General features: G+C 33.4%; 22 protein-coding genes, 1 pseudogene, 1 riboswitch and 1 other annotated feature. Of the genes and pseudogenes, 17 read left to right on the plus strand and 6 right to left on the minus strand.

Translation table 11 applies throughout. From position 1 onward, the window contains the following. Positions 1-62 precede the first annotated feature (62 nt). Complete coding sequence (mleBCA, locus tag BAU23_RS11205; protein ID WP_071734467.1) at positions 63-920, minus strand: BCA family alpha/beta fold macrolide esterase; 858 nt, start codon at positions 918-920, stop codon at positions 63-65. 236 nt (positions 921-1,156) lie between these two features. Between mleBCA and BAU23_RS11210 the strand changes: the two genes are divergently transcribed. Beyond that, positions 1,157-2,083, plus strand: coding sequence for an NADP-dependent oxidoreductase (locus BAU23_RS11210; protein WP_071734468.1), 927 nt, complete (start codon positions 1,157-1,159; stop codon positions 2,081-2,083). A 61-nt stretch (positions 2,084-2,144) separates the two neighbouring features. On the opposite strand, the gene BAU23_RS11215 is transcribed toward BAU23_RS11210, so the two are convergent. Beyond that, positions 2,145-2,849, minus strand: coding sequence for a class I SAM-dependent methyltransferase (locus tag BAU23_RS11215; RefSeq protein ID WP_001079478.1), 705 nt, complete (start codon positions 2,847-2,849; stop codon positions 2,145-2,147). Then, positions 2,846-3,748 (minus strand): SMP-30/gluconolactonase/LRE family protein, encoded by a 903-nt coding sequence (locus BAU23_RS11220; RefSeq protein ID WP_071734469.1) that lies wholly within the window; start codon positions 3,746-3,748, stop codon positions 2,846-2,848. Before BAU23_RS11220 ends, BAU23_RS11215 begins: the two co-directional genes overlap by 4 nt. A 140-nt stretch (positions 3,749-3,888) precedes the next feature. On the opposite strand from BAU23_RS11220, the gene BAU23_RS11225 reads away from it, so the two are divergent. Then, positions 3,889-4,059 carry a DUF2197 domain-containing protein gene (locus BAU23_RS11225; protein ID WP_071734470.1) on the plus strand — a complete coding sequence of 57 codons (171 nt, stop codon included), beginning with the start codon at positions 3,889-3,891 and terminating at the stop codon, positions 4,057-4,059. 71 nt (positions 4,060-4,130) lie between these two features. Continuing rightward, positions 4,131-4,387, plus strand: a binding site (T-box leader). A 77-nt stretch (positions 4,388-4,464) separates the two neighbouring features. Beyond that, positions 4,465-6,018, plus strand: a complete 1,554-nt coding sequence (lysS, locus tag BAU23_RS11230; RefSeq protein WP_071734471.1) for a lysine--tRNA ligase — start codon at positions 4,465-4,467, stop codon at positions 6,016-6,018. Positions 6,019-6,078: 60 nt separating this feature from the next. Here the strand turns inward: lysS and BAU23_RS11235 are convergent, their stop codons facing one another. Further along, entirely contained in the window at positions 6,079-6,507 is a 429-nt protein-coding gene (locus tag BAU23_RS11235) for a cell wall hydrolase (RefSeq protein ID WP_001128405.1), read from the minus strand. 159 nt (positions 6,508-6,666) lie between these two features. Here BAU23_RS11235 and BAU23_RS11240 point away from each other — a divergent pair, with 159 nt between their 5' ends. From BAU23_RS11240 to BAU23_RS11255, 4 genes are all read left to right on the plus strand, one after another. Beyond that, positions 6,667-7,581 (plus strand): acetamidase/formamidase family protein, encoded by a 915-nt coding sequence (locus tag BAU23_RS11240; RefSeq protein WP_071734472.1) that lies wholly within the window; start codon positions 6,667-6,669, stop codon positions 7,579-7,581. Between the two features lie 121 nt (positions 7,582-7,702). Then, positions 7,703-8,410: a response regulator transcription factor gene (locus tag BAU23_RS11245; RefSeq protein WP_000239002.1), complete on the plus strand. Its 708-nt coding sequence runs from the start codon at positions 7,703-7,705 to the stop codon at positions 8,408-8,410. Beyond that, entirely contained in the window at positions 8,407-9,390 is a 984-nt protein-coding gene (locus BAU23_RS11250) for a sensor histidine kinase (RefSeq protein WP_033656954.1), read from the plus strand. Before BAU23_RS11245 ends, BAU23_RS11250 begins: the two co-directional genes overlap by 4 nt. Before the next feature lie 134 nt (positions 9,391-9,524). Continuing rightward, on the plus strand, positions 9,525-10,424 hold the full coding sequence (locus BAU23_RS11255; protein ID WP_000354659.1) for a LysR substrate-binding domain-containing protein: 900 nt from the start codon (positions 9,525-9,527) through the stop codon (positions 10,422-10,424). 76 nt (positions 10,425-10,500) lie between these two features. Here BAU23_RS11255 and BAU23_RS11260 read toward each other — a convergent pair whose 3' ends face one another. Further along, the gene (locus tag BAU23_RS11260; RefSeq protein WP_000395972.1) at positions 10,501-11,490 is read right to left on the minus strand and encodes an aldo/keto reductase family protein; all 990 of its coding nucleotides are present in this window, start codon (positions 11,488-11,490) and stop codon (positions 10,501-10,503) included. 516 nt (positions 11,491-12,006) lie between these two features. Here BAU23_RS11260 and abc-f point away from each other — a divergent pair. From abc-f to BAU23_RS11285, 5 genes are all read left to right on the plus strand, one after another. After that, the gene (gene abc-f / locus BAU23_RS11265; RefSeq protein WP_071734556.1) at positions 12,007-13,635 is read left to right on the plus strand and encodes a ribosomal protection-like ABC-F family protein; all 1,629 of its coding nucleotides are present in this window, start codon (positions 12,007-12,009) and stop codon (positions 13,633-13,635) included. Positions 13,636-13,653: 18 nt separating this feature from the next. Beyond that, positions 13,654-14,247, plus strand: a complete 594-nt coding sequence (locus BAU23_RS11270; protein ID WP_000503543.1) for a GNAT family N-acetyltransferase — start codon at positions 13,654-13,656, stop codon at positions 14,245-14,247. A gap of 274 nt (positions 14,248-14,521) precedes the next feature. Beyond that, positions 14,522-15,292, plus strand: coding sequence for an ABC transporter ATP-binding protein (locus BAU23_RS11275; protein ID WP_000404268.1), 771 nt, complete (start codon positions 14,522-14,524; stop codon positions 15,290-15,292). Next, positions 15,267-17,198 (plus strand): ABC transporter permease, encoded by a 1,932-nt coding sequence (locus BAU23_RS11280; RefSeq protein ID WP_000144130.1) that lies wholly within the window; start codon positions 15,267-15,269, stop codon positions 17,196-17,198. The genes BAU23_RS11275 and BAU23_RS11280 overlap by 26 nt, the downstream gene beginning before the upstream one ends. 66 nt (positions 17,199-17,264) lie before the next feature. Then, positions 17,265-17,936 carry a lipoprotein BA_5634 family protein gene (locus BAU23_RS11285; RefSeq protein ID WP_071734557.1) on the plus strand — a complete coding sequence of 224 codons (672 nt, stop codon included), beginning with the start codon at positions 17,265-17,267 and terminating at the stop codon, positions 17,934-17,936. 65 nt (positions 17,937-18,001) lie between these two features. Here BAU23_RS11285 and BAU23_RS11290 read toward each other — a convergent pair. Next, positions 18,002-18,342, minus strand: a pseudogene (locus BAU23_RS11290) (DUF3914 domain-containing protein). 280 nt (positions 18,343-18,622) lie between these two features. On the opposite strand from BAU23_RS11290, the gene BAU23_RS11295 reads away from it, so the two are divergent. The 5 genes from BAU23_RS11295 (at position 18,623) to tenA (ending at position 24,430) form a co-directional block, all read left to right on the plus strand. Next, positions 18,623-19,864, plus strand: coding sequence for an esterase/lipase family protein (locus BAU23_RS11295; protein WP_071734473.1), 1,242 nt, complete (start codon positions 18,623-18,625; stop codon positions 19,862-19,864). An 86-nt stretch (positions 19,865-19,950) separates the two neighbouring features. Then, the gene (locus tag BAU23_RS11300; protein ID WP_000701584.1) at positions 19,951-20,976 is read left to right on the plus strand and encodes a homoserine dehydrogenase; all 1,026 of its coding nucleotides are present in this window, start codon (positions 19,951-19,953) and stop codon (positions 20,974-20,976) included. Between the two features lie 96 nt (positions 20,977-21,072). Continuing rightward, positions 21,073-22,521 (plus strand): MocR-like pyridoxine biosynthesis transcription factor PdxR, encoded by a 1,449-nt coding sequence (gene pdxR / locus BAU23_RS11305; RefSeq protein ID WP_000471635.1) that lies wholly within the window; start codon positions 21,073-21,075, stop codon positions 22,519-22,521. Positions 22,522-22,525: 4 nt separating this feature from the next. After that, positions 22,526-23,440: a D-alanine--D-alanine ligase gene (gene ddlB / locus BAU23_RS11310; RefSeq protein WP_002076083.1), complete on the plus strand. Its 915-nt coding sequence runs from the start codon at positions 22,526-22,528 to the stop codon at positions 23,438-23,440. Positions 23,441-23,513: 73 nt separating this feature from the next. Further along, a riboswitch (TPP riboswitch) is annotated at positions 23,514-23,618 on the plus strand. Between the two features lie 122 nt (positions 23,619-23,740). Next, on the plus strand, positions 23,741-24,430 hold the full coding sequence (gene tenA / locus BAU23_RS11315; protein WP_000144511.1) for a thiaminase II: 690 nt from the start codon (positions 23,741-23,743) through the stop codon (positions 24,428-24,430). Positions 24,431-24,565: the final 135 nt, after the last annotated feature.

The following is a 24,565-nucleotide window of genomic DNA, read 5'->3' on the forward strand; positions in this document are numbered from 1 at the left end:
CCACAAATAACGGGATAAATAGAAGGGGACAAAACAATTTGTGCCCTTTCTAAAAGTTATCCTTATCTTATATAGGATATATGTTCTGAAACTGCTTTAATAATTTTATCCCAGTCATCGGGGTGATTCTCATGTCCTGTACCTTCAAGGGTTAATAGCTTTGAGTTCGGAATTTCGTCAATAAGTGCGATTCCGTGTTCAAGTGGAAGAGCTGTATCGTCCGTACCATGAATTACTAAAGTTGGTACCAGTATTGATTTAAGTATACCCTCATAAGAATCATCACCTGTTAGGAGGGCGTGATTAAACATACTTAATAGATTGTTAGCACGTTCTATTTCTTGTTTTACTTGTTTCAAAGTTCTTGATTCATCAAATATACGCTTTGGTCCACAGAGTAGACGTGATCCTGTAACTAAATATTTCGCTATAACATCTTTATTTGTCCAATCTAAATTTGTACCATTAGCATGATGTGTCAAAATTCTTTCATCCATTGGAGGCAAATCACGAGTATTGTTATCAGATCCAATAACGCTTGTCGCTAGTAATGTTAAGGTCAAAATTCTTTCTGGGTGTTTTACTGCAGCAATTTGAGCAATCATACCTCCTAATGACATGCCCAGAAGGTGTGCCTTGTCAATATGATACGCATCGAGTACCCCGATTGCATCTTCAGCCATGTCTGCTACAGTGTAATTGGAAGTCCCAGGCTCATATGTAATAGAGCGCCCAACATCACGGTTATCATAGCGAATGACAAATCTTCCTGTGCTAGCTAACCTTTCACAAAATTCTTCATCCCAATAAACCATTGAACACGTAGCTCCCATAATTAATAATATTGCTGGGTTATTAGGATTGCCAAAGCTTTCTGTACATATATCAATACCGTTTACTTTGAAAACTTGTTCACTCATAGCACACTCTCCGTTTCATTTAAAGGTCATTAATAAATAAAGAGAAATATAACTTTGGGTGTTTCTTAGGCGTAAATTAGATTGTATTTAAGTGAAATAAATGTTTTTTGCACTCATGATGCTTAATTAGTAGAGTAGCATAAATAGCACCTCCTAACATATTTATTGTCATTCAAGGCGGAAAATTTTGAAAAATAATTGTTTGTTATTACAATAAACAGCAAGGGGGAGAGGAAATGAAAGCAATTGTTATTGATCAATATGGTAGTGTTGAAGAATTACAAGAAAGACAAGTTCCTAAACCAGTTGTTAAATGTAATGAAGTATTAATACGTATTCAAGCAACATCTGTCAATCCTGTTGATTGGAAAATAAGAAAGGGAGACTTACAAGAAAAGTTGCGATTTTCATTTCCAATTACATTAGGATTAGATGTTGCTGGAGTAGTTGAGGAAGTTGGAGAAGATGTAAATCATTTTAAAATAGGGGATAAAGTATTTACGAAACCCGAAAATATAGGGAAAGGATCCTATGCTGAATACATTACAGTGAAATCAGATTTAGTAGCACAAATGCCAAATAATATTAGTTTTGAAGAAGCTGCGTCTATACCTCTTGCAGGACTAACAGCTTGGCAAAGTCTTGTGGATTACGCACAAATAAAAGAAAATGATCGAGTATTAATTCATGCTGGAGCGGGCGGAGTAGGGAGTTTTGCAATTCAAATCGCAAAATCATTTGGGGCCTTTGTCGCAACAACTGCAAGTAGTAAAAATGAAGAGTTTTTAAAGTCTATAGGTGCTGACCTCATTATTGATTATAAAAATGAGAAATTTGAAGAGCTGCTATCAGATTATAATATTGTGTTAGATACAATTGGCGGAGAAGTGCAAGAAAAAAGTTTTCAAATTATTAAATCTGGTGGTGTTCTAGTTTCTATCGTTCATGAACCACTTCATGAAGTAAAGGGTATAAGATCAGGATTTTTATGGTTAAAACCAAGTGGAAAGCAATTAGAAGAATTAACTAGTTTGATCCAGGATGGAAAGATAAAACCGATTATTAGTAAGGTTGTTCCGTTTAGTGAACAAGGAGTTAGAGAATCTCATATTTTGAGTGAAAGTCAGCATACTAGAGGGAAAATTGTAATTACGATGGAATGATGTTTACATAAATACACGAGTGGTGACTATAAAAAATAAGAATTGTCACCACTCATATAAACTATAATTTTTGCATGACAAAAGTAATCGCATTCGTATTTAATTGAATGTGTGTACCGTTTCGTACAATATCATACGCTAATTTTTTTATTTCAACTTTTACTTCTTGCCATTCGGTATAAACGCCTTTTAGTGTACGTATCATTTCTTCCGTAGAAAGGTTAATTTCAATTAAAGCATTTAATTCTTGATTCGTTTTCAAGTCAATTTCTTGAATGTTAGAGTTAACTATTAAACAATTGATACCACCACTCTTTGTCCCATTTTTCATAGAGTGAAGCACTTTTTTTAAATCGTCTATTGATCTGACATGTTCTAAACTTGAAACTGCAACGATGTAGTCATAAGTATTAGGAGCAATATAGTAGTCTTCAATTGCTGCTTGTTCCGTTTTTATGTATTCAAATACACCATATTCTTTGCTATAAACTTGTAACTTCATTAAAGCCGAATCAAGTAGATCAACACAAGTAACAGTGCCGCCACTATTCATGATTTTTTGTGCAATCGGAATACTGTTTCTACCGACACCAGAGCCAAGGTCAAGTATTTGTAGGTCTTTCTGTCCTTCAAAATAGTTCAGCATGCCCATAACCGTTTTAACAGGTTTATACAGCCAAGATCCTGCTTCGAATAATTTGTATTGTTCATAGCAAAGATTGTGATACTTTTTCTCTTCTTGTCTTATGTAATCAATTCTGTTCATAGTATTTCAGCTCCAATAGTTTCATGGCGAAATGAATAGGTTGGACAACCTTTAACATTCATTTGAATTCGAAATATACCACCAGCATGTGGGTACTGCTTTAATTCCGCATCCGACATTCTTGTTCTGGCTGTTGTGATATATAAATCGGTCAAATTAGGTCCTCCAAATGTACACGACGTTACATATAAAGCAGGAATCGGAATACTTAAAATCTGTTTTCCAGTAAAGGGATTCCATCTAGTAATCTTCGAGCCTCCCCAATGTGCAATCCATAAACAACCTTCTACATCAATTGTCATACCATCGGGTATACCTTCATTTTCAGGGAAGATGATAACATCTGTTGGATTGCTAATTACACCAGTATGTATATCATAATGAAAACGGATTACTTTTTTTGTAGGTGTATCAATAAAATAAAGGTATGTATCGTCAGGAGACCATGCTATGCCGTTTGATGTATTTACATGTGATACCTTTTTCTCTACTTGGAGATTATTATTTAAAGAATACAAGGAACCGGCGCCACTTATACCATATAAATCAGTAGTGCCTGCCCAAAAGCGGCCAGCCAGATCGCATTTCCCGTCATTAAAACGATTTTCTATTAAATGTGGTTCCGGATCATAAATATGTGTAAGCTCTTCTGTATTTAGATTAAAAGAATAAAACCCTTTTTCTAGAGCTAAAAGTACTACATCATCTAGATACGGAACGACACAGCCGATTTGCTGATTGAGGGCAATCACTCGGTTTGAATTATTAGCGGGGGTATAAATGCATAGTTTTTTCTCCATAATATCAACCCAGTATAAAAGCTGCTTTTTTTCATTCCAACATGGTCCTTCAGCTAAACTTGCTTTAGCATCTAAAACTAATTCTATATTACTGAACAAGATGTTCACCTCTCTTTATAAGATATTTATATAATTCGATAAGAATAGAGGTAAACCTTTTGTGAGAGATTATTAAGATTTGCAATGTCGAAAACAGACCTTTTCAAGTTATTAAAAAATGTATAAACACTGTGAGGAAAATGCATATGATGTTTTATGAGATTGTTTGCTTTTCGTGTAAAAATATATTCCGAGTATACGAAGGAAGTGAAAAATATAAGCGATTTAAAGAGAAACCGAAAGGGACATATTGTTGTGATGAGTGTAGCCACAGAATTCAATTAGAAGCGATAAAAAATTTTTTTAGGTAGTTTTATATTTTTGTTCAGAAAAAATTGACAATAAACACATAATAAATTATCATATGTAAAAATCAATATTTAAAATGGCATTGAAGAGAAGAGTAGTTAAGAAAGAATACGTACAGAGAGCTCTGGTAGCTGAGAAAGAGCGGTATACATCTTAATGAAAAAAGACTTGGAGCTGCGCAAGGAACTAATTTATTTAGGGATGGTGCGACGGGTTCTCCCGTTATAGAGATAGGGTATAAGCATATTTTGCCGTACCTGAAAAGGTTAATATGGTGACGTATTAACAAACTGAGGTGGTACCACGAAGCTAATAACTCTCGTCCTCAAGATGAATAATCTTGGGGGTGGGAGTTTTTTTGTTGTATAAAACTGAAAATGTGAAAATACAATTGAGGTGAGTGGCATATGCATTGGGCGTATGAAGTAGCACATGAATTAATTAGAAAACATCCAAACAAAGAAACTTTTGTTTGTGCAGCTGGAATTAGTCCATCTGGTTCTGTTCATATTGGGAACTTCCGTGAAATAGTAACGACTTATTTCGTTGTAAGGGCTCTGCAAGATTTAGGGAAAAAGACTCGTTTTATCTTTTCATGGGATGATTATGACAGGTTTAGAAAAGTTCCTAAAAATATTGATCCATCTTTTGAAAAATATATTGGTATGCCATACTGTGATATTCCTGATCCGTATGGGTGTCATAACTCGTACGCAGAGCATTTTGAAAAAGAGTTTGAGAAATCGCTCCAAACATTTGGGATTGAAGTGGAATTCATATATCAACATGCTGAATATAGAAGCGGAAGGTATAACGAAAACATATTAGAGTCTATGTATAAAAGAAAAGAAATATATGATATTTTAATGGGTTTTAAAACAGGAATACACAGAGAAGAAGATAGAGAAAACTTTTATCCCGTTACGTTATATTGTGAGAGCTGCGGGAAAGATGCAACAACTATTACACATTTTGATGAAGTATTAAAAACAGTTCTGTATGACTGTGAATGTGGAAATCAAAATAAATTATCCGTATTAAATACAAATCAAATGAAACTGAATTGGAAAATCGATTGGCCGATGAGATGGATGATAGAGGATGTTATTTTCGAACCGGGCGGAAGAGATCATTCATCGGAAACAGGTAGTTATAATGTATCAAAAGAAATTGCAAGGAAAATATTCAATTGTGAAGCCCCTCAATACGTTGCTTATGATTTCATTGGAATTAAAGGGCATCATGAAAAAATGTCCAGTTCTTCAGGGAATAGTATTACACCTAGCGACTTATTAAAAGTGTATGTACCAGAAGTAATTCTTTTTATGTTTGCAAAATATAAGCCTGATGCAGCATTTCATATTGGACTTGATGAAGATGTGATTCGCAATTATACAGAGTATGAGAGATTGAAGGATAGTTATGAAAATAAAACACTCAAAAATGAAGATTTATTTGATGCAATTAAACTTTCTATACTTGATAGCCGATTTAAAGAATATCCAAAGTTTAATCAAGTAGCAGGAACTTTACCGTTATTAAATTTTGATTCATCTATTTTACAAAATATATTAGAGAAAATAGATAGGAGCTATGCATTACCTGAAATGATAGCGATAAGTAATCGTGCTGAGTATTGGATAAGAAACTTTCAATCTAAAAAATTAATTGCGGTAAATAAAGAGAAAAATACGGAGTTTTATAACACATTGGATGAAAGGCAGAAAAAATGGCTAGTAGAAGTTTGTAAAATACTTCGTTCTAATAACGATCATTCTAAACTAATGGAGCAATTGTATACGATTTGTCATCATGAAAATAAAAAAATAATGAAAGAAAATCAAAAACAATTATTTACCATTATTTATAGGCTCGTTATGAATCAATCAAGTGGTCCACGTATACCGTTATTAATACATGTGGTAGGCACCAGAAGATTCATCACATTATTAGATTTCTAAACTACAGTAAAAACAACGCAAGTACTCAAAAAAATAAGTACTTGCGTTGTTTAAGTTTAGTTATCTTGAATACATTTTCGGACATTCATCACCACGTGGTTCATAAAAACAATGGCTTTTAAATTGTCCTGCAAACGGCTGGTTATACCATTCAGGCGGACAAGCTCCAACTGGACGGAAATACCAAAGAGCCCATCGTGCTGGCCAGCGCCATTCACCTTGTAAAACTTTTCTTGCGATTTCTTTTTCTGATTCACGGGCACGTTGATAAAAGTAACCGTATTGAACTGCTTCGAATCCGCCAGGGCTTTGATATACTGCATCACGCACAGATCGAAGCTCTTTAAAATCTAAACAATCACAAAACACACGATTTACGACAACACAGCCAACAAGTTGTTCACCTTGTCGGCCTTCGCCCTCAGCTTCAGCACGGATTAAACGTGCTAATAAATCAACGTCACTTTCGTTGTATGGAATAAGGGGCATTGTAATACCACCTTTCTTAACCTGTTATAGTAAAGAGTGTATGTTTCAAAATGAGCTAAGTGCATTTTTCTTGAAAATAACTACTAATTTTAAAAAGGAGCTTATACAGATAAAAGCTAACTATTATATAGAAGATAAAAACGAAAAAGGAGAGGTACTATGCATCGTATTCATAAAGAACATATCATTTACGCAATGTCACCAGAAAATAATCCATGTATTGAAGTAGAAATTGGGAGCCGTCTTGTATTTGAAACATATGATTGCTTTGAAAATCAAATTGAATCTGAAGATGTTGTGTTTCAAGAGCTAGATTGGAGTCGAATTAATCCAGCGACTGGACCTGTATATATTAAAGACGCAGAACCTGGCGATATTTTAGTCGTAACGATTGAAAAAATTAAAATTGCAGGGCACGGAGTTTTAACGACAGGTGCGAACCTTGGTGTAATGGGTGATAAGTTAAATGAAAATATAGTGAAAATTGTCCCAATACATAATGGACATATTTCATTTTCAAAAGAACTGCAAATTCCAATTAATCCAATGATTGGTGTGATTGGTACTGCACCGAAAGAAGATAGTATTTCATGTGGCACACCGCATGATCATGGTGGGAATATGGATTGTAAAGAGATAAAAGAAGGAACAACGTTATTATTACCTGTAAATGTTCCTGGTGCTCTTTTAGCATTAGGTGATTTACACGCTGCGATGGGTGATGGTGAAATTGGTGTTAGTGGAGTAGAGGTTGCTGGTGAGGTAACTGTAACTGTTCAAATTATAAAAGAAAAGAAATGGCCACTACCAATGGCTATCCAAAAAGAAAAAATAATGACGATTGCTTCAGAGGAATTGTTAGATGATGCAGCGAATCGCGCTGTACGTAATATGGTGACATTTTTACATGAAGAATTAGAAATGTCTAAAGCTGATGCAACTCTTTTATTATCAGCAGCAGGTAATTTAAAAGTATGCCAAGTTGTGGATCCACTGAAAACAGCGCGGATGGAACTAGGAAGGGAATATGTGGAGAAGTTAGGGTTTTCTCTAAGTCAATTTCATATTAAATAAAAAAAATAGAAAAAGGATACTTTTGTATAAAAGTATTCTTTTTCTATTTTACGGATTTTGTGAAAAGAGGTAGTATTTATATAAGTATATTTGAGATTGTGGATCAAAAAGGAGTTCAGAAATGGTCAAAATTATGATTGTTGAAGATGATATGAAAATTGCGGAGCTATTATCAACATATGTTGCGAAATACGGTTACCAAGGAATTATTGTAACGGATTTTCAAAATGTGTTAGACATATTTTTAGAAGAACAACCGGAGTTAGTGTTATTAGATATTAATTTACCAAGTTTTGATGGTTACTATTGGTGTCGTCAAATTCGCGGGGTTTCCACATGTCCGATTTTATTTATTTCGGCCCGTGAAGGTACGATGGATCAAGTTATGGCGTTAGAAAATGGTGGCGATGATTTTATTCCGAAGCCGTTTCATTATGAAGTTGTAATGGCGAAAATCCGAAGTCATTTAAGACGTGCTTACGGAGACTATGCACCGAAACTAGAAGAACGAATGGTTGAGCAACAAGGTCTTTGTTTATATCCCGAAAGACTTGTATTAAAACTTAGGAACCAAGAGATTGATATAACGAGAAACGAAGCCATTTTATTAGAGACGCTAATGAAAAACTATCCGCGTGTTGTGAGTAGGGAAGTATTATTAAATAAATTATGGGATAGTGAATCCTATGTTGATGATAATACATTAAGTGTAAATACAACACGTGTGCGTAAAAAGTTAAAAACGTTACAAATTGAAGGAGCAATTGAAACAATTCGTAGTGTTGGGTATAGATTACATATTACTTGGGATAATGGTATGGAAAAATGATAAGGTTGTTTATACGTGATCATATACCGCTTATTTGTTTTACTGCGATCCAACTACTAGCCATATTCTTAGTTTATTGGTTTGATGGACATAATCATATTTCAACGGCATTATATGCAATGTTTTTAGGTGCTTTTTTTATGGTGAGTTATTTAGTATTTCGTTATTTTACACATCGATCTTTTTATGAACGTTTAGCAAATCCGTTGCAATCTTTGGATGAATCTGTTCAAAAATCTGATTTTGCAGTTTTATCAACTGCGCTTCAAGACTTGCTTGAGGTACAATATCGCCATTATCAAAATCAGCTCCAGATACAAGAGAGAAAAAATAATGATCATTTAACCTTTATGAATCAGTGGATTCATCAAATGAAAACACCTTTATCTGTAATAGAATTAATTACACAAGATGAAGTGGATTCGCGTTTTGAAAGTATTAATGAGGAAACGGATCGGTTGAAAAAGGGGTTAGAGATGGCACTGTATGTCGCACGTTTAGAGGCATTTACACAAGATTTTTATGTAGAAAGAGTACAACTACATAAAATAGTGAATGATTCTGTACATGAACATAAACGCTTTTTTATCCGGAATTTCGTATATCCAGAGCTTGAAATTGATAAGGGTATTACTGTAGAAAGTGATGCGAAATGGCTACAATTTTTAATTGGACAAATTATATCGAATGCAATTAAATATTCATCAGGTAGTAGAGAAAAGATTAAAGTGAAAGCTTGTAAGGAAGGTAATACAGTTGTGCTTGAAATTATCGATAATGGCGTAGGGATACCGAAGCAAGATTTACCAAGAGTATTCAAACCCTTCTTTACAGGAGAAAACGGTAGAGATTTTAAAGAATCAACTGGAATGGGGCTCTATCTTGTATATGAAATTACGAAACAATTAGGACATAGTGTAGAAATCCATTCAGAAGTTGGTAAAGGTACCGTTGTACGAATAATATTTTTTAATGTGTAACAAGTGATTCAGGCTAAAGAACTTTGGAGATAAGTTTTTTAGCCTTGTTTTGTACCACTTGGGAATAAAGAATTTTTTACCTAAGAGAAGTAAAAGCGAATTGTTTATTATTCGTTTATGGTAGGGGGATTGTAATGGATATTCGTAAAATGAGATATTTCATAACAGTGGCAGAAGAATTAAACTTTAGTCGTGCAGCAGAGCGTCTTATGATGGCACAACCTCCTTTAAGTCAAGAAATTCGTAAATTAGAAGAAGAATTAGGAGTTCAACTTTTTCATCGAACGAAAAGAATGGTTGAACTTACGGATGCTGGAAAAATATTTTTAGAAGGTGCGCGGCAAACATTACTTCAAGTAGATAGAACTATTAAAGAAACACAGCTCGCGGATGAAGGGAAGATAGGACATTTAATAATCGGTTTTGTCGATTCTACAGAAACCGTAATAGAGATATTAAAAAGATTCCGAGAACGTTTTCCTAGAATACAGCTTATATTACGCGAGATGACAACAGACCAGCAAATAAAAGCGCTATATGAAAAACAAATTCATATTGGATTTATTCGTTCCAAGCAGAATAATGAAATATTAGCTTCCGAAGTTTGTTCTGAAGAATGTTTAAAATTAGTTTTGCATCAAGATCATCCTTTAATCTCGTTACCTAACATTTCAATCAAATCATTAGTTGATGAACCATTTATTTTATTTCCTCGTCATTTCGGTACAAACTTTTATGATTTAATTATTAGTTACTTTTGGGAACATGGAGTAAGTTTAAATATTGTTCAAGAGGCGATCCAAATGCAAACGATTGTGAATTTAGTTGCAGCAGGAATGGGGATTTCTGTCGTTCCATCATCGGTGGAAAGTTATAAAAAATCGGGTGTCATGTATAAAGACATTCAAGAAAATACACCGAAAATAAATTTATATGTTGGATGGAGACAAGATGAAAGGTCTGTCGTGTTAGAGAACTTCTTAACAGTTGTTAGAGAGGTTTATGCGACTTCACAATTTGAATTTGAAAAGTAAAAGCCCATCTTGATAGGATGGGCAGTGGGAATTTGGAAAGGGAAACTTCTATTTTTATTTTAAAGTCACTGATGATTCAACCTGTTTTACTTGGATCGTACTCAACGAAACCTTTTAGTACGCTATCAATTTGATCCATAATTTCAGGTTGCAATTTAACACTAGAAGCAATTACGTTTTCTCTTATTTGCTCCGGATTTGATGCGCCAATAATTGCAGATGAAACAGCTGGATTTTGTAGCACCCAAGCAACTGCGAGTTGAGATAAGGTAAGATCATTTTCTTGTGCGATGGGTTTAAGTTCCTGAATAGCAGTGAGTACATCTTCATTCATCCAACGTTGCACGAGTTTTTGGAAAAATGGTTTACCAGCATCAGAGTTAGCACGTGATTGATTCGGTACTGGTTTACCAGGTTGATATTTTCCTGTGAGAATACCTTGTGCAAGGGGAGACCAAACAACTTGACCAAGTCCCTCACGTTGGCATGTTGGTATTACATCAGTTTCAATAACTCGCCACAACATCGAATATTGAGGTTGGCTAGCGATAAGTGGAATTTTCATTTCTCGTGCAAGCGCTGCACCGCGGGTAATTTGTTCCGATGTCCACTCACTTACGCCAATATAAAGGACTTTACCTTGTCGTACAAGATCTGAGAAAGCTAACATTGTTTCCTCAAGAGGGGTTGTTGTATCATATCTATGTGCATAATAGACATCGATGTAGTCTGTCTGCAATCGACGTAAAGATGCATTACAATTTTCTAAAATATGCTTTCGTGATAAGCCTCGATCATTTTTTCCGGGTCCAGTCGGATGGCATACTTTTGTACAGAGTTCTATACTTTCTCGGCGTATACCTTTCAAAGATCGGCCAAGTACTTCTTCGGCTATAGTGTCTGAATAAACATCAGCAGTATCGAATGTTGTAATTCCGACATCTAGTGCGGCTTTCACACAGTCATTTGCAGTATCCTCATCTACTTTTCCACCATGGTTTATCCAGTTACCGTATGCAATCTTACTTACTGTTAATCCACTGTTTCCTAGTTTGCTAAATTCCATTGTAGAAGCCCCCCTTAAAAATGATATCTTTATTATAAGAATTGAAATGTAATATGTATAATATATGATTAATGATAAATTTATATAAAAATTATATAAGAGGGAGTGCTTAGAAGTTTACTATTAGGGAAATCTAAATCCAGTAGTACAACAAATGTTGTTTGTGCTTGATCGATATGAAGTTCAGATATGATAAATAGATCTAAAAGAGAGCAATCTTTATAACAGCACATATAATTACATTTACTCATATAGTACTATCATGGTACAATATGGTTACTAACGACGGAAAGGAATGATGGGTGGACGATGATTAACTAATCTTATTTTTAAATGTTGAAATTAAATAAATTTCAATTTCTAAAAAATAGGATTAGTCTGCCCAATTTCCATACAACGGTATTGCTATTTAAGTTGCGCAATAGCTTATTTGGGTATAAATATTTTTACGACTAATCCTGCCAAATTTATTTGGGAGGATTTTTTTATTCTCCCTTAATGAAAGGGATCGGTATTATGAAAGAACTTTTAAAATTAAATGATGTTTATGTTGAAATAAAGGAAAACACTTTGTTAGAGAAAATGAATGTGACAGTAAGACAAGGGGATGTTATTGGATTAATCGGCAAAAATGGTGCTGGTAAATCAACGTTACTTCAATTAATAAATGGGAAGATTGAACCATCAAAAGGTACTGTTGAATGGATGCAAATGAATATGACAACAGCATATGTTGAACAAGAAAAAGAATCTTTCGTTAGTAAGGATATAATTGCAAAAGAAGCCGAACTTCTTGCGAAATGGAGCGTGCCAACGAACGATTTTCATACTTTAAGTGGTGGTGAAAAGTTGAAAGTTCGACTAGCAAAAGGATTTTCTGAAAATCCTAATGTCTTAATATTAGACGAACCGACAAATCATCTAGATGAGATGAGTACGGAATTTCTCATTAAACAAATCAAAAATATGAAAGGTACAGTTATCGTCGTATCGCATGATCGATACTTTTTAGATGTTGTCGCAACAAGAATATGGTCAATTGAGGATAAGAAATTAATTGACCATAGCGGTAATTATACGAGTTATATGAAAGCACGTGAGCAGAAAAGAATGACGCAGCAGCGTGAATATGAAAAACAACAAAAAAAGATAGAACAAGTAGAAACACATATAAAAGAATTAAGCTCATGGTCACAAAAGGCACACGCGCAATCTACAAAACAAGAAGGAGTGAAAGAGTTTTATCGTGTAAAAGCGAAGCGAATGGATGCGCAAGTGAAGTCAAAACGAAAACGTCTCGAAAAAGAGCTGGAGAAAACGAAAGTGGAACGTGTGAAAGAAGAGTATTCAGTCGAGTTCTCTATTCAGGCGAATAAAAAAGTAGGAAAACGCTTTTTAGAAGTAAAGCAATTAAAAAAAGACTTTCATGGAAAGACATTATTTGAAAACGTTAATTTTACAATCCAACACGGTGAGAAGGTAGCGATTGTTGGACCAAACGGTAGCGGGAAAACAACGTTACTGAGGATGATTATGGGAACAGAAACTGCCGAAGGAGAAGTATGGATTTCACCATCAGCAAACATCGGTTATTTAACACAAGAAGTATTTGATTTACCACTGGATAAATCGCCAGAAGATTTATTTTATAAAGAGACATTTGAAGAAAGAGGAAAAGTCCAAAATTTAATGAAACATTTAGGATTCCAAGCTACTCAATGGACAGAGCCGATTCGATATATGAGTATGGGTGAACGAGTGAAATGTAAGCTAATGGCTTATATTTTAGATGAAAAAGATGTACTTATTTTAGATGAACCGACGAATCATCTTGATCTTCCTTCACGTGAACAACTTGAAAATACATTAGCTGAGTATAATGGAACACTCGTTATCGTTTCTCACGATCGATATTTTCTGGAGAAAACAACTAACACGAAACTCGTGTTTTCAAATAATACGATACAAAAGCAGCTAGAGGCACCTATTAAAACAAGAGATGATATTGAAGAGCTACGTTTAACGTTAGAAACAGAGAGACAAGAAGTATTAGGTAAATTAAGTTTTTTAACTTCTAAAGACAAAGAATATAAAGAACTAGATGAACGGTTTATGGAACTTACGAAGCAGATCAAGGCACTTTAACGTAAGGAGGGGATTCACATGGGAGAAGAGAGTTTAACTAAGTTATTTAGAATAGATTGTGGAGATATATACCTACAAGAGTTTACGGTCAAAGATGCAGAGAGTATTTATAAAATATCAAATCAACCGGAAATAGAAAAGTTTTTACCCGACTGGAAATCAACGAAAGAACAGAGGACTCATTGGATTATCAATGATGAAATACCAGCAAACAAAGCATTTCTTTATGCAGTGACAAAAACGTCTAACATAGATGATCATATATTAAAGCTAGGAATATTTAAGAAAGCCACAAATGAATTTATTGGATGGTGCTGCACAGGTATGAAAGATGAACTCCCTGCACCGAACAGAGAAATTATGTATGCTGTTTCAAGTGAATATCATAATAATGGTTATGCAACGAAAGCGACAAAAGGGTTGATCGATTATTTGTTTGAAAATACAAATGTAGATGCCCTTAACGCAATTGCTTTAATTAAAAATGTACCATCAAATAAAGTTATTGAAAAATGTGGATTTACTTATATGAGCCAACAGACGATAGAAAAGCAACTATATAATCATTATATATTGAGTAAATCGGAGTGGATAAAAAATATTGCTCTTTAAAAGGAGCGATTATACAATGCAAAAAAGCTTAGAGCTAATACTCTAAGCTTTTTTGCATTTATATAATAAAGATTTGATATACAATTGTATTTTCTACCACTATACAATTATTATAAGATAGTTATGCGTTAATTTTAGTTGGAAAACATTTTCATTATCAGTTTTTTTAGAAATCTTACAAGCGTGTAAGATAAATGAAAGATGAATCAATATGAGCATTAAGACAATTCATTTACACTCTATTGTGAGAAGTGCAAATGAAGGGAGAATAGAAATGGAAATTTTACATGCAAAAAGTATTAGTAAAGTATATAAAGGGAAAGTACCTTTTAAAGCATTGGTAGATATTGATTTATCAATTCAAGAAGGTGAATTTATAGGGATTATGGGACCATCAGGTAGCGGGAAAACTACATTATTAAATATGGTATCTACTATCGATTCTCCGTCCTCAGGAGAAATATTAATAAACGGTACAAATCCTTTCCAGTTATCATCAGAAGATTTAGCTTTATTCCGTAGGAAACAATTAGGATTTGTTTTTCAATCATTTAATTTACTTAGCACGCTTACAGTGAAGGAAAATATCGTATTGCCGATGACATTAGATGGCGTTTCTGTGCAAGAAATGAACAAACGCGTACAAGAAATCGCAGAGAAATTAAATATTACAGATATATTGAATAAAAGAACGTTTGAAATATCAGGAGGCCAAGCTCAAAGAACAGCAATTGCTCGTGCAATTGTTCATAAGCCACAATTATTACTTGCAGATGAACCAACAGGGAATTTAGATTCTAAATCTTCAAATGATGTAATGGAGATGTTAGATACTCTAAATAAGGAAGAAAAAGCTACGATGATGTTAGTGACTCATGATCCGTATGCAGCGAGTTTTTGCAGCAGAGTTATATTTATAAAAGATGGTCAATTATATAACGAAATTTATTGTGGTGAAAGTAGGCAAGCATTTTATCAAAAGATTATGGATGTCCTTTCTTTGTTAGGAGGGAAAAGGCATGACTTTTCGTCAGTTCGCATTTAATAATATTTTTCGCAATAAGCGTATATATGCAGCTCACTTTTTAAGCAGTGCATTTTCAATTATGATTTTCTTTACGTACGCTCTTTTATTATTTCATCCTGATTTACAAGGTGAGTTACAGTCGACGAGTGCAACAATAAGTGCATTTGGTACATTAGGATTTAAAGTTTCGCAAGGTTTGATTTTTGTATTTTCATTTTTCTTTATTTTATATTCAGTGAGTTCGTTTTTAAAAACGCGTAAGAAAGAATTTGGCATTTTAATGATGCAAGGTATGTCTATGAGACAGCTTAAAAAGTTATTGTTAATTGAAAATATGTTAATTGGACTTGGCTCAATTTGTATTGGGATTCTTATCGGCCTCGTATTTTCTAAACTAGTTTTATTAATAAGCGCCAGTGTATTAATGATTAGTAACGGTTTACCTTTTTATATACCAGTACAGGCTGTATTATTAACAGTTATCACGTTTCTTTTCTTATTTTTAATCGTTTCATTAATTACATTTAAAACGGTTAAAGTAACAGAACTTGTTGAACTTATGCAAGCAGGTGAAAAGCCAAAGCCTGAACCGAAATCGTCAATTTTATTATCACTTTTTTCTTTATTTAGTATAGGATACGGTTATATTTTAGTATTTCGCTTTATCTCAAATTATAGTTTTATTACGCTCGGAATGGGTGTGCTTTTAGTAATTATAGGCACGTACTTTTTATATACACAGTGTAGCGTATATATATTGCACCTTGCTAAAAGGAGTGAATCTTTCTTTTTAAAAAGAACCAACATATTAACGTTTTCAGAATTAATATACCGTATGAAAGATAATGCAACGATGTTTTTTATTGTATCTATTATTTCAGCGGTTGCTTTTACAGCAATTGGCACGACAGCTGCTCTTGGAAATAAAGATTTGGTAAGGATGACAAACCCATATACATTTCTATATATAGGGCCTGAAAAAGACAAAATGGTGGACGAACATCTTTCTATTATAAAAAAACACCTTTCTGATGCTAATATTCCATATCGAATGGCTTCATCTTTATATATATATACAGAAAGTAACGTATATGTAATGAAGTTAAGTGAATATAACGATCTTGCGAGAGCACTCGGTTATCAACAAGAAACGATTGAAAAAGAAGATGAAATTTTACTAATACCTGGAATGGTATCGCAGAAACAAGAATTTAAAAATGGTGACTATAAAAAGAACATTGAAATCATTCAAGGAGATTGGACAAAGACATTTCGTGTTAAAAAAGCTCTAGAAAATTTAGTTTTACCACATGATTCTAGTAGTATTTATATTGCTGTTCAAGATCATATATATGATGGAATTCCTTTTAATGTTAATCAGAATGATATAGTTGTTAAAGATCGTACTTACGGATTTGTTGTAGATGACTGGTTGAAAACGAAAGAGATTTCAAACCAATTAAATAGTATATTTAGTGAAGATGTTAAAGAAAGAGACTTCCATTTTCAAGCTCTAACATTAGATTTGTTACGTGCAAAACAAACGAATGGGTTATTACTTATGGCAAGTGTTTTAGTTGGAATCGTCTTCTTTACATTTGCTGCCAGTTTTATTTATTTCCGGTTATATACTGATTTGGATCGTGATCAACAGCAATATAAAATGATTTCAAAAATGGGATTAAGTAAACGAGAGTTAAAAAAAGTTGTAACAAGGCAGTTAGTATTAATGTTTTTCTTACCGATTGTTGTTGCAGTGATTCATACTGTAGTTGCTTATACCGCATTACAACAATTAGTCGATTTTTCTATTTTAAATAGCTCTATCGTTATTTTAATTTCATTTATATGTATACAGGTTTTATATTTCTTTATAACACGTTGGCGTTATTTACAAAAGCTTTATAAAACTATGGAGCAATAGAGTATATCAGCTTGTAAGATTACACAAAAGTATATAAAAAAGAAATGAATTATGAAAGGAATTGTGATGAAAAAAACATTAACCATTTTTATGTTAATTATAATACTTTTAATAAGCTTTAGTGCTTGCTCTAAAAATGAAAATAGATTTCCAGCAAACGGTGTATTAATTATTGGGGAGGAAAATTATACTTCACCAATTATTAATCGTTATCAGGAGATTACGAAAGAAAATGAAGTGTTTTCTGTGAAAATAGATACATTCGGAATAGGACAAGTATTAATTTTAAATGAATCCACAGCGCAAGCGTTGATTAAAACAAAGGTTTTTCGTAAAAGAGAGAATGGATCCAAATTTAGACCTATAGATACGTTACCTAATTTACCAAAAGAAGGATCGCTTTTGTTTGCAAATGAAGATGGAAAAAATTTGAAAAGTATTGAATTAGAAGGAACGGAGATTGCTGTTAAATACGGTAGTGATGCTTGGATAGGTAACACTCGTAAGTATCCAAACCAATCGTATGTAATTGTAGCAAAAGATAGTGTGTATAAAGAAATAAAAGCAAATGAAACGAAAATGCACCTTCTCCACTTGAAAAAGTCTTTAGGTGATGAAAAACCTAAAATGTCGACAGATAATACATTGATAAATGAAAAATTAAAAGTAGAAAAGTTAATTAAAGATTATATAGGGGAAGCGTCATTCCAGTTTGTAACGATTGGAGAAAAATCTTAAAAAAGAGTTCGAGGTTGATAGAAACTAAATCAACCTCGAACTCTTTTTAATACCATTTAAATAACTTACATTACTTCATTTAATCGTGTCTCGCTCGTTTCTTCAATACCATTTGAATATTGAACCGAACTATCTCGAGTTTCCTTCTCTTTACGAGCCTTTTGTAGCATTTCAAGTATGATCCATAAAGGTACACCTTTGTCTTTTACCATTTTCCATAAGCCTAATTCGCTAAATTTATGATCTCATTGTTTCATTTCTTGTTCAGATGTACGAATATCAAATTTGATTAGATCATTAGATTTCTTATCTTCAAGCTTAGTAGAAGAGATAGTATTATGCTCAAGATTAGATGGGTTATTTTAGAAGGTTGAGATAATGTATGAATGTTTAATCCGATTTGCATGGTTTTCCCCTCTTTTTCAAGCAATGAAATTAGTTTTCTTATGATTGTTTAAATCCATTTGACATGAGGAAACTATATTTAATTGTAAATTTAAATAATTGGATTTACGAGTTTTATTATAAAAAGTAAATGCTTACTTGATTTAATATTTATCAACATTTGTGTATGTTTTCTATATATACAACGTATATAAAATACTTTACATTATGTTTAAGTTGCAAACTAATTGTGTAGATTTTTTTAATAGGAAAATGTAAACGTTTTATTAGGGGGAGAAAGTATGGGGAAGTTATTTTTAAGAGTATGTTTTTTCGCATTTGTGACTGTTTGTTCATTCGCAGCAAAAACAACATACGCTGAAGAGGGACAACAAAATAATTATCCTATCATTTTAGTGAATGGATTTGCTGGATGGGGTAGAGAGGAAATGCTAGGGGTAAAATATTGGGGTGGTGTTAATGATATACAAGAAGATTTAAAAAGAAATGGTTATACAGTACATACTGCAGCTGTTGGGCCAGTTTCTAGTAACTGGGACCGTGCATGTGAATTATATGCACAAATAAACGGTGGAACAGTAGACTACGGCGCGGCGCATGCTGAGAAACATGGACATAATCGTTTTGGTAGAATTTATAGTGGATTTGCACCGAATTGGAGTGAAACAAATAAAGTTCATTTAGTTGGGCATAGCATGGGTGGACAAACGACAAGAACATTAGTGCAGTTATTAAAAGAAGGAAGTTATGGAGAAAAAGATTATGTGAAAAATCATCCGAACACAAAGATATCACCACTATTTGAAGGTGGTAAATCGTATGTTCATAGTGTTACAACTTTAGCAACTCCTCACAACGGTACAACACTCGCGGACGGAAGTCTTCTGTTGCCGTTCGTTAAAGATTTACTCATTGCAGCTGCAAGTTTAGGTGGAAACAATAATTTATCATTATATGATTTTAAATTGGATCAATGGGGTATAAAAAAGAATACTGGAGAGTCCTTTTTCCAATATACTGATCGTATTTTAAATAGTTCAATTTGGGAAAATACAAAAGATATAAGTCAATGGGATTTAAGTACTGATGGAGCAAAGGTGTTAAATAATTGGGTAAAGACGCAATCGGATGTATATTACTTATCCTATAGTGGACATGCATCGCAAGCAGCACCTATAACAGGTTTGCATCTACCGCATATAACGATGAATAAAGTGCTAATGGGGAATGCATTCTTCTTAGGATCTTATGCAAGATATGAAGAAAACCGGCCATTAATAGATACTTCTTGGTGGCAAAACGATGGTGTAGTAAATACAAATTCTATGATTGCCCCATCTTCTAATGCTACTGTAAATAATAATGAGTTATTACAGGTTGGAAAATGGAATCATATCGAAACGAAAGCAAATTGGGATCATCTTGATATGGTAGGGCTTAGTGTTTCAGACACGTTAGGTTTTTCTAACATTCAAGAGTTTTATAGAACAATTGCTGGAAAATTATCACGTCTACCGAAATAGGTAATATAAAGCGCTCTCGATGGAATTCGAGGGCGCTTTATATTATATTGAAAGAGGGATTTGGTATAAAAATATGGGGGGATATTATGAAAATTCAAATTGTATTATCAGGATACGGGACAGTAGGAAGAGAGTTTATAAAATTATTAAATGAAAAATATTTATATATAAATGAAACATATGGAATAGATTTAGTGGTAAGTGGCGTATTAGGTAGAAATATTGCAATACATAATGAAGAAGGCTTATCTATTCATCATTTATTAACGTATGGTGGCGGTACTGCAGCAATTGAAAAGTATATAGAACATCACCCGAAAGAACGTGCAACAAATAGCATAAGTGGTAATGTATTAGTAGAATCAACAGTTACAAATCTTAAAGATGGAAATCCGGGAAAGAAATATATAAAACAAGCGATTGAGAAACAAATGGATATAGTTGCAATTTCTAAAGGTGCACTCGTTACAAACTGGAGAGAAATAAATGCAGCAGCAAGAATGGGCAATGTACGAATTCGATATAGTGGTGCAACTGCTGCAGCACTACCAACTTTAGATATTGGACAATTTAGTTTAGCTGGTTGCAATATTGAAAAAATAGAGGGAATATTAAACGGAACAACAAATTATATTCTTTCGAAAATGTATGGGGAAGATATTACGTTTGAAGAAGCACTGAAAGAAGCACAACATAAAGGAATTGCTGAGACGAACCCAGCGTTAGATGTAAGTGGTTCAGATAGTGCATGTAAATTGTTACTTTTAACAAACAGTTTAATGGGAGTAGAGTATACACTTACAGATATACATATAAAAGGAATCGAGCACGTTACAAAACAACAAATTCGAAATGCTAAGGAACAACATAAAATTATTAAATTAATAGCATCGGCGCATAAAGATGAGGAAGGCAATGTAAATCTAAATGTTGAACCGTGCGAAATAGATAAAGATCATCCGCTAGCAAAAGTAAATGGGACAGAAAAAGGAATCACGTTCTTTACAGATACAATGGGGCAAGTTACTACAATTGGTGGAGCTTCTAATCCAAGAGGGGCAGCCGCAGCAGCTTTGAAAGATGTAATCAATTTATATCGAAAGGATTTATAGGTTTTATAACCGTACCGCTATTAATAAAAAACACATATGTAGTGGACCTTTTGAAAATGAAATAAATATGCAAAAATGATTGCAGGGGGTAAGGATTTGTTTAAAGATTTTAAAGTTGTGAAAGATCGTCCTGTTTATATTCAACTGAAAGATTATTTAAAAAAGATGATTATGAAGGGACATTTGCTAGGGAACCAAAAAATCCCATCAACAAGGGAACTGAGTGAATTACTATCTGTGAGCAGAAATACAGTACTCGCTGCTTATGCGGATTTAGAGCAAGAAGGACTCATTTATGCAGTTAAAGGAAAAGGAAATTTTGTTGCGAAGGTTGATATTTCTAACACTTCGTCTGTTGAAATAGATTGGAAAAATAAACTCAATACAGTTACCGCATTAGCGGATGAATTAGATTTAATGAAACATGGTGTTCGCTGGGAAAAAGGAATGATTGCTTTTAATAGTATAGCACCGGATGAAAAGCTATTTGATGTTGAAAATTTCAAAAGAGCTTTTCTTACTCGCATGTCCATTGAAGGGGATATCGTACTGAACTACGGATATGCAAAAGGTTATAGACCGTTAATGAATTATTTACTTCATTACATGGAAATGAAAGGCGTAGATATTTCGAACAAAGATATTTTAATTACAAATGGATTTACAGAAGGATTAGATATTGTATTATCTTCGTTATCGAAAAAATCAGGGCGTGTTATTTGTGAAAATCCAACTCATCATGCTGCATTGAAGCTATTTCGCTTACATGGACTTGAAGTTCATGGAATTAATATGAATGATGATGGTATTGATACGAATGAAGTAGAAAAAAGTTTGCGTGAAAAGGATTTTGATTTCGCATATTTAATCCCTTCTTATCATAATCCAACGGGTATTGTTACGAGTTCGGAGAAAAGAACGGAATTGATGAGATTATTTTCAAAATATAAGATTCCTATTATAGAGGATGGATTTAATGAGGAATTACGTTATTCAGGTTCACATTTAGCGCCATTATTAACTTTTGCTGGGGCTGGTAATAATGTGATTTATATTAGTAGCTTTTCAAAGGTACTTTTCCCTGGTTTACGTGTAGGTTGGATCATTGCAGATAAAGAGCTCATTCATTATTTAGAAAGTGTAAAAAGAGCAAGAACCATTCACACATCAACGTTAGATCAAGCTGTTCTGTTTCAATATTTACATGAAGGATATTTTGAAAAGTATTTAAAAAAAGCAAGATCAGTTTATAAGAAAAAATATGAGTTAGCTGTTGAGGCGTGTAATCAGTACATTCCGTTTAAAAGAATGACTGGAGATGGTGGACTTCATTTGTTTATAGAGTTGGAAGAAAAAATTCAAGCCCGCGTACTTTTACAAAAGTGTTATGAGAAAGGAGTTACGTTTTCTCCTGGAGATGTTTTTTACTCTGATGGAGGAGGAACGAACACATTCCGATTAGGATTTTCACGTTTGAAAGAAAAGGAAATTGTTAGCGGGATTCAAATAATTGGTGAAATATTAAAAAATGAAACTTGGAGTTGAGAAAATGAGAATTGGCGTTATTATGGGAGGAGTCTCCTCTGAAAAACAAGTATCAATTATGACTGGGAATGAAATGATTACACATTTAGATAAGAGTAAGTATGAAATAGTTCCAATTACGTTAAATGAAAAAATGGATTTAATTGAAAAAGCGAAAGACATTGATTTTGCATTGCTAGCATTACACGGAAAGTACGGAGAAGATGGTACAGTTCAAGGAACGCTAGAGAGTTTAGGTATTCCTTATAGCGGTAGCAATATGTTATCAAGCGGTATATGTATGGACAAAAATATTTCGAAAAAGATTTTGCGTTATGAAGGAGTAGAAACACCAGATTGGATTGAACTCACAAAAATGGAAGATCTAAAGCTTGAAGAGTTAGATAAGATAGGATTTCCGTTAGTGGTAAAACCTAACTCTGGTGGCTCAAGTGTGGGAGTTAAGATCGTCAATGATAAAAATGAATTAATCTCAATGCTGGAAACAGTATTTGAATGGGATTCTGAGGTAGTAATTGAGAAGTATATAAAAGGTGACGAGATTACATGTTCAATTTTTGATGGTAAACAGTTACCTATCATTTCAATTCGACATGCAGCTGAGTTTTTTGACTACAATGCAAAATACGATGATGTTAGTACAATTGAAGAAGTTATTGAACTTCCAGCTGAAATTAAAGAACGTGTAAACAAAGCGTCAATAGCTTGTTATAAAGCATTAAAATGTAGTGTTTATGCAAGGGTTGATATGATGGTGAAGGATGGAATTCCATATGTAATGGAGGTTAATACATTACCAGGGATGACACAATCAAGTTTACTACCAAAAAGTGCAGATGCGGCTGGAATTAATTATAGTAAACTATTAGATATGATAATTGAAACTTCATTAAAAGTAAGGAAAGAAGAAGGTTTTTAAGATATTTGTAGAATTAAAACTTTTGATAGTTCTACGAAGTATGCTATGATAATTACAATACGACAACTAAATATTTATCCACTAGGGGGGCCTTTATAGGCTGAGATCAAATTTAATTTTGAGACTCTTAGTACCTGATCTGGTTAATGCCAGCGTAGGGAAGTGGGAAAGACGTTGCTATTTATTGAATAAATACTGTCAATTTCACTTTCTTTACGCCTGTAAAGAAAGTTTTTTTATTTTACAGCTTTAATAAATGGGATAAATATTTATATTTTATAAATTATTGGAGGGATTTAAATGACTTTTTCACAATCATTACGTAAAGAAGTAGATTCAATTTGGGAAGCAAGTTTTAATCATCCATTTGTAAAAAAACTAGGAGAAGGAACACTAGATTTAGCTAGTTTCCGTTATTATGTGCTTCAAGATTCATATTATTTAAGTCATTTTGCTAGAGTACAAACGTTAGGTGCTGCAAAGGCTCTTGAATTAGAAACGACAGCACGCATGGCGCATCATGCACAAAATACATATGAAGCTGAGTTATCATTGCATGAGAATTTCGCGAAGAAATTAGGGATTACGAAAGAAGAAAAAGATAATTTTATTCCTGCGCCAACTGCATATGCATATACATCTCATATGTATCGTGCAGCTTATGAAGGGCATTTAGGAGATATTATTGCAGCTATTTTACCTTGTTATTGGTTATATTATGAAATCGGTGAACGATTAAAAGAATGTCAACCAGAAGAGCCGATTTATCAAGAATGGATTTCTGCATATGGATCGGATTGGTTCCGTACGCTAGTAGAAGAGCAAATCACACGATTAGATACGATCGCTGAAAAAGTAACAGAGGCAGACCGTAATCGTATGAGACAACATTTTATTTTTAGTAGTCAATATGAATATTCATTTTGGGAAATGGCATATACATTAGAAAAATGGCCGGTGAATGAAAGAGTTAAAGGTCTTATTAAATAAAGAGTATAGAAAGGGTATCGCTATATAAAGAGGCGATACCTTTTCTTATATTTAATTTATGTAAATTTTTTGTAAATTATAGATATAAAACCGAATAATCTTTTATAATGATTTTATAATATAAGAAGTGACATA

It is taken from the genome of Bacillus nitratireducens (assembly GCF_001884135.1).
Classification (GTDB): Bacteria; Bacillota; Bacilli; order Bacillales; family Bacillaceae_G; genus Bacillus_A; species Bacillus_A nitratireducens.

What these genes read in the sequence shown, in the direction of transcription:
- BAU23_RS11210 (WP_071734468.1), top strand. Translation starts at nt 1,157, where the DNA reads ATGAAAGCAATTGTTATTGATCAATATGGTAGTGTTGAAGAATTACAA.
- BAU23_RS11300 (WP_000701584.1), top strand. Translation starts at nt 19,951, where the DNA reads ATGAAAATTCAAATTGTATTATCAGGATACGGGACAGTAGGAAGAGAG.
- BAU23_RS11260 (WP_000395972.1), bottom strand. Translation starts at nt 11,490, where the DNA reads ATGGAATTTAGCAAACTAGGAAACAGTGGATTAACAGTAAGTAAGATT.
- BAU23_RS11235 (WP_001128405.1), bottom strand. Translation starts at nt 6,507, where the DNA reads ATGCCCCTTATTCCATACAACGAAAGTGACGTTGATTTATTAGCACGT.
- BAU23_RS11240 (WP_071734472.1), top strand. Translation starts at nt 6,667, where the DNA reads ATGCATCGTATTCATAAAGAACATATCATTTACGCAATGTCACCAGAA.
- tenA (WP_000144511.1), top strand. Translation starts at nt 23,741, where the DNA reads ATGACTTTTTCACAATCATTACGTAAAGAAGTAGATTCAATTTGGGAA.
- abc-f (WP_071734556.1), top strand. Translation starts at nt 12,007, where the DNA reads ATGAAAGAACTTTTAAAATTAAATGATGTTTATGTTGAAATAAAGGAA.
- BAU23_RS11270 (WP_000503543.1), top strand. Translation starts at nt 13,654, where the DNA reads ATGGGAGAAGAGAGTTTAACTAAGTTATTTAGAATAGATTGTGGAGAT.
- ddlB (WP_002076083.1), top strand. Translation starts at nt 22,526, where the DNA reads ATGAGAATTGGCGTTATTATGGGAGGAGTCTCCTCTGAAAAACAAGTA.
- BAU23_RS11215 (WP_001079478.1), bottom strand. Translation starts at nt 2,849, where the DNA reads ATGAACAGAATTGATTACATAAGACAAGAAGAGAAAAAGTATCACAAT.
- BAU23_RS11280 (WP_000144130.1), top strand. Translation starts at nt 15,267, where the DNA reads ATGACTTTTCGTCAGTTCGCATTTAATAATATTTTTCGCAATAAGCGT.
- BAU23_RS11245 (WP_000239002.1), top strand. Translation starts at nt 7,703, where the DNA reads ATGGTCAAAATTATGATTGTTGAAGATGATATGAAAATTGCGGAGCTA.
- mleBCA (WP_071734467.1), bottom strand. Translation starts at nt 920, where the DNA reads ATGAGTGAACAAGTTTTCAAAGTAAACGGTATTGATATATGTACAGAA.
- BAU23_RS11285 (WP_071734557.1), top strand. Translation starts at nt 17,265, where the DNA reads ATGAAAAAAACATTAACCATTTTTATGTTAATTATAATACTTTTAATA.
- BAU23_RS11225 (WP_071734470.1), top strand. Translation starts at nt 3,889, where the DNA reads ATGCATATGATGTTTTATGAGATTGTTTGCTTTTCGTGTAAAAATATA.
- BAU23_RS11295 (WP_071734473.1), top strand. Translation starts at nt 18,623, where the DNA reads ATGGGGAAGTTATTTTTAAGAGTATGTTTTTTCGCATTTGTGACTGTT.
- BAU23_RS11275 (WP_000404268.1), top strand. Translation starts at nt 14,522, where the DNA reads ATGGAAATTTTACATGCAAAAAGTATTAGTAAAGTATATAAAGGGAAA.
- BAU23_RS11255 (WP_000354659.1), top strand. Translation starts at nt 9,525, where the DNA reads ATGGATATTCGTAAAATGAGATATTTCATAACAGTGGCAGAAGAATTA.
- lysS (WP_071734471.1), top strand. Translation starts at nt 4,465, where the DNA reads ATGCATTGGGCGTATGAAGTAGCACATGAATTAATTAGAAAACATCCA.
- BAU23_RS11250 (WP_033656954.1), top strand. Translation starts at nt 8,407, where the DNA reads ATGATAAGGTTGTTTATACGTGATCATATACCGCTTATTTGTTTTACT.